Genomic DNA, 3,669 nt, shown 5'->3' with positions numbered 1-3,669 from the left:
GACGGGGGTGTTCATGGAAAGCGTAGCGCGGCAGTCCAGGTAGTCCAGGCAGTCCAGGGGGCATGAATTGCTTCACTGCGTTCGCAATGACGGGGGAGCGTTCGCAATAACGACGTTCTTTCACGTTAAGTCATGGGTTTCTGCTTGGCTAATCAGTCTTTGGCAATCGGCAATCCTGCTGCCTGCCACTCGCTTACGCCATCGAAAGTCTTGCGGGCCTTGTAGCCATGGGCTTGTAACAGCTTCACCGCCTCACCGGACATCAGGCAAAACGGGCCACGGCAGTAAGCAACGATCTGCACATCGCGCGGCAGTTCGGCCAGACGCTGGGCCAACTCGGACAAGGGCAATGAACGCGCATTGGGCAGGTGCGCCGCATCGAACTCGCTCTGCGGACGAACATCGAGCACAATGACCTCGCCGCGTTTGGCCTGTGCCATCAGTTCCTTGCGCCCCAAGCTGACCATGCGGTCCGGGTCCGCCATCATGTCCTGCAGCGCCATGTGCAACTCGATCAGATGTTCCTCGGCCACCTGGCGCAAGCTCACGCCCAACTGCGCCACATCGTTGCCGGTGAGGCTGTAATAAATACGTTTGCCGTCGCGGCGGGTCTGCACCAGCCGGGCTTCCTTGAGTGCTTTCAGGTGCGCGCTGGCGAGCTTGTTGTCGATGGCCACGTCCGAAGAAATGGTCTCGACCGCCTTCTCGCCTTGAGCCAACATTTCCAGGATTTCCAGTCGCTTGGGGCTCGAAAGGGCCTTGCCAACGCGGGCGACCTGCTCGTACAGAAGGTCCTTGAGTGATCGATTGTTCATGGTGTATATTCTAACGTCCGTTGGATTGATTGACATTGATCCAATGCAAAAGATGGCGTTGATCGAATGGAGACAGCATGGAGTTTGAACAGTTTGTGATGGCGCATGAGCCTGCGATCAGAATGGGCTTCTTTGTCGGTGTCTTTGCGCTCGTCGCGCTATGGGAGCTGGTCGCACCACAGCGCCGGCTGACGGTATCGAAGGCGTTGCGCTGGAGCAGCAACCTCGGTTTGGTCGTTCTCAACACCGTGTTGCTGCGCCTGATGTTCCCGCTGGCGGCAGTCGGCATGGCCGCGTTCGGTGTGGCCAAGGGCTGGGGTTTGCTGAATCACTTTGATGTGCCGTTCGGGCTTGCCGTGCCCCTGGCCGTGATCGCCATGGACTTTGTGATCTGGCTGCAGCATGTCATGGTGCATGCGGTGCCGCTGCTGTGGCGGCTGCACCGGGTGCACCACGCCGACCCCGACTACGACCTGACCACGGGCGCGCGTTTTCATCCCATCGAGATCGTGCTGTCCATGCTGATCAAGATCGCCACCATCGCGGTGCTCGGACCGCCGGTGCTGGCGGTGGTGATCTTCGAGGTGATCCTTAACGCGGCGGCCATGTTCAACCACGGCAACATTCGCCTGCCCGTTGGCCTGGACCGCGTGCTGCGCTGGGTTATCGTCACGCCCGACATGCACCGCGTGCACCATTCGGTCGAAGAGGACGAGACCAATTCCAACTTCGGCTTCAACCTGCCTTGGTGGGACCGGCTGTTTGGCACCTACCGCGAACAACCCCGCGCTGGCCAGGTGGGCATGCGCATCGGCATTCACGGCCACACCGATCCGCGCGAGGTGGTGCGACTCGACGGCATGCTCTTGATGCCGTTCAGGGGCGAAGTGCAAGGCTACGCCATCAACCACCGCAACCGGTCTGGTAGCAAGGAATCATGAAACTTCACTGGTGTCCCAACGTTTGCTATTTAACGTGAAAGAACAGCGTCATTGCGAACGAAGTGACGCAATCCATGACTTCCGAAGACATGGATCGCCACGCTGCGCTCGCGATGACGGTACGCTTTCATCATTTGGGGTGTCGCTCTAGATGCATGCAAGTTAGTCAGTTTTCCGTGTTTAAGTCATTGATTTAATTGGGCGGGATTTCCAAATTACATTCAAATCGAGACCAGTGGAAAATTCATAAAAATTGAACCAATTCAATGAGTTACACGGAAATCGAGACTCAACGTTGGGACACTACTGATGAAACTTAAAGGAGACTCCAGCATGGCTGATCCCATTTACCTCGATTACAACGCCACGACCCCTGTCGCGCCAGAAGTGCTGGATGCGATGCTGCCCTGGTTGCGCGAGCAATTCGGCAACCCGTCGAGCACGCATGCCTACGGCAGACGTGCCGCGCAAGCGCTTGCCACTGCACGATGCCAGGTCGCCGACCTGATCGGCGCCCATCCTTACGAAATCGTTTTTACCGGCTGTGCCACCGAGTCCAATAATCTGGCCCTGCTTGGAACTGCGCGGTCGGTGATCGAGAACGGCTCGCTCAAGCGTCATATCGTCATCAGCGCCGTCGAACACCCTGCGGTGATGGCGCCGGCCATGCAGTTGCGCGCACAAGGGTGGGATGTGACGGTGTTGCCGGTTGATGCCTTGGGTCGAGTCCCGGCGGAACGGGTGGCTAACGCGTTGAGAGACGACACCGCGCTCGTTTCGATCATGCATGCCAATAACGAGGTCGGCACGTTGCAGCCCATCCCGGAAATCGCAGCGGCAACGCGCCAGCGCGGCATCCATTTGCATACCGATGCAGCGCAGTCCGCGGGCAAAGTGCCGCTCGATGTCGATGCCCTGGGTGTGGATTTGCTGACGCTGGCGGGTCACAAGTTTTATGCGCCCAAAGGCATCGGCGCCTTGTATGTACGCGAGGGCACACCGGTTCTCCCTGTGCTGCACGGCGCGGATCAGGAACACGGTTTGCGACCTGGCACCGAGAATGTGGCTGCGATTGTGGCGCTCGGGGCGGCTGCGGCGCTGGCCAACGCCTCGCTGGAAAGCATGGCGGCGCACATGCTCACCTTGCGCAACCAACTGCATCAAGCGCTGATCGCTGCCATTCCGGGGCTACAACTCAACGGGCACCCAGAGCAGCGACTGCCAAATACGCTGCACGTTTCCTTTCCGGGTGTCAGCGGGCGTCTTGTATTGGCCGAGGTGGCCCAGGTTCTGGCGGCATCCGTTGGCTCGGCGTGTCATTCCGAACATGATGCGGTCAGCGGGGTTCTGGCGGCGATGGGTGTGGATGCCACGCGTGCCGCCGGTGCGGTGCGACTGTCTGTTGGGCGCATGACGACATCCGACGAGGTCCACGATGCTGCGAAAAGTCTGGCCATTGCCTGGCAAAGCTTGCTTGCCCGGTAATTCAAATGTGAAAAGCAGTTGGCTGCGTTGAGAGTGAGGGGCAGCACTGTTGAGCTCCCGCAACGCGTCCGTGGCGACGCCACCAAGGCGCTGCCGCACACCGGGTCGCAGACTTCCCACGACACAAAACCCTTGGCCCATGCGTCCATTTGGCGCGACGTCAATTTGGCAGGCCCGGCCACCATGCCGGCCACGGACAGGCCCAGACGCTGGCTGCCCACAATGCCAAAGCGCGCCATGCCCGACGGTTTGGCCGGGCGCGCATGCTGGCGCAGCAGCACAATCGCCCGGTCGAGTTCGTTAGTCACCTGCTGGCCGCACAGCCAGATATTGCGTTTTTCCAAACCGGACGTTGTATCTTGATCCATGTCGATTTCTCTCAACAATGGTCGCAGAGATCGTGGCATTGTCAGCGACGCGCGGTTAAA

3 protein-coding genes are annotated in these 3,669 nt (G+C 59.5%); 2 read left to right on the top strand and 1 reads right to left on the bottom strand.

Features of this window, described 5'->3' with window-relative positions; genetic code table 11:
* Nucleotides 1–152: 152 nt before the first annotated feature.
* Complete coding sequence (locus tag IBX54_RS13460) at nucleotides 153–815, bottom strand: metalloregulator ArsR/SmtB family transcription factor (RefSeq protein WP_296543170.1); 663 nt, start codon at nucleotides 813–815, stop codon at nucleotides 153–155.
* A 77-nt stretch (nucleotides 816–892) separates the two neighbouring features.
* Between IBX54_RS13460 and IBX54_RS13455 the strand changes: the two genes are divergently transcribed.
* Together IBX54_RS13455 and IBX54_RS13450 are read left to right on the top strand one after the other, a co-directional pair.
* Nucleotides 893–1,756 carry a sterol desaturase family protein gene (locus IBX54_RS13455; RefSeq protein WP_296543169.1) on the top strand — a complete coding sequence of 288 codons (864 nt, stop codon included), beginning with the start codon at nucleotides 893–895 and terminating at the stop codon, nucleotides 1,754–1,756.
* Between the two features lie 333 nt (nucleotides 1,757–2,089).
* On the top strand, nucleotides 2,090–3,241 hold the full coding sequence (locus tag IBX54_RS13450) for a cysteine desulfurase family protein (RefSeq protein ID WP_296543168.1): 1,152 nt from the start codon (nucleotides 2,090–2,092) through the stop codon (nucleotides 3,239–3,241).
* Nucleotides 3,242–3,669: the final 428 nt, after the last annotated feature.

Origin of the sequence: Rhodoferax sp., assembly GCF_014859475.1 — a bacterium.
Taxonomy (GTDB): Bacteria; Pseudomonadota; Gammaproteobacteria; order Burkholderiales; family Burkholderiaceae_C; genus Rhodoferax.
This window is presented reverse-complemented; position numbering and strand designations above follow the sequence as displayed.

Coding starts and splice junctions, on each gene's coding strand:
- IBX54_RS13460 (WP_296543170.1), bottom strand. CDS start 815: ATGAACAATCGATCACTCAAGGACCTTCTGTACGAGCAGGTCGCCCGC.
- IBX54_RS13455 (WP_296543169.1), top strand. CDS start 893: ATGGAGTTTGAACAGTTTGTGATGGCGCATGAGCCTGCGATCAGAATG.
- IBX54_RS13450 (WP_296543168.1), top strand. CDS start 2,090: ATGGCTGATCCCATTTACCTCGATTACAACGCCACGACCCCTGTCGCG.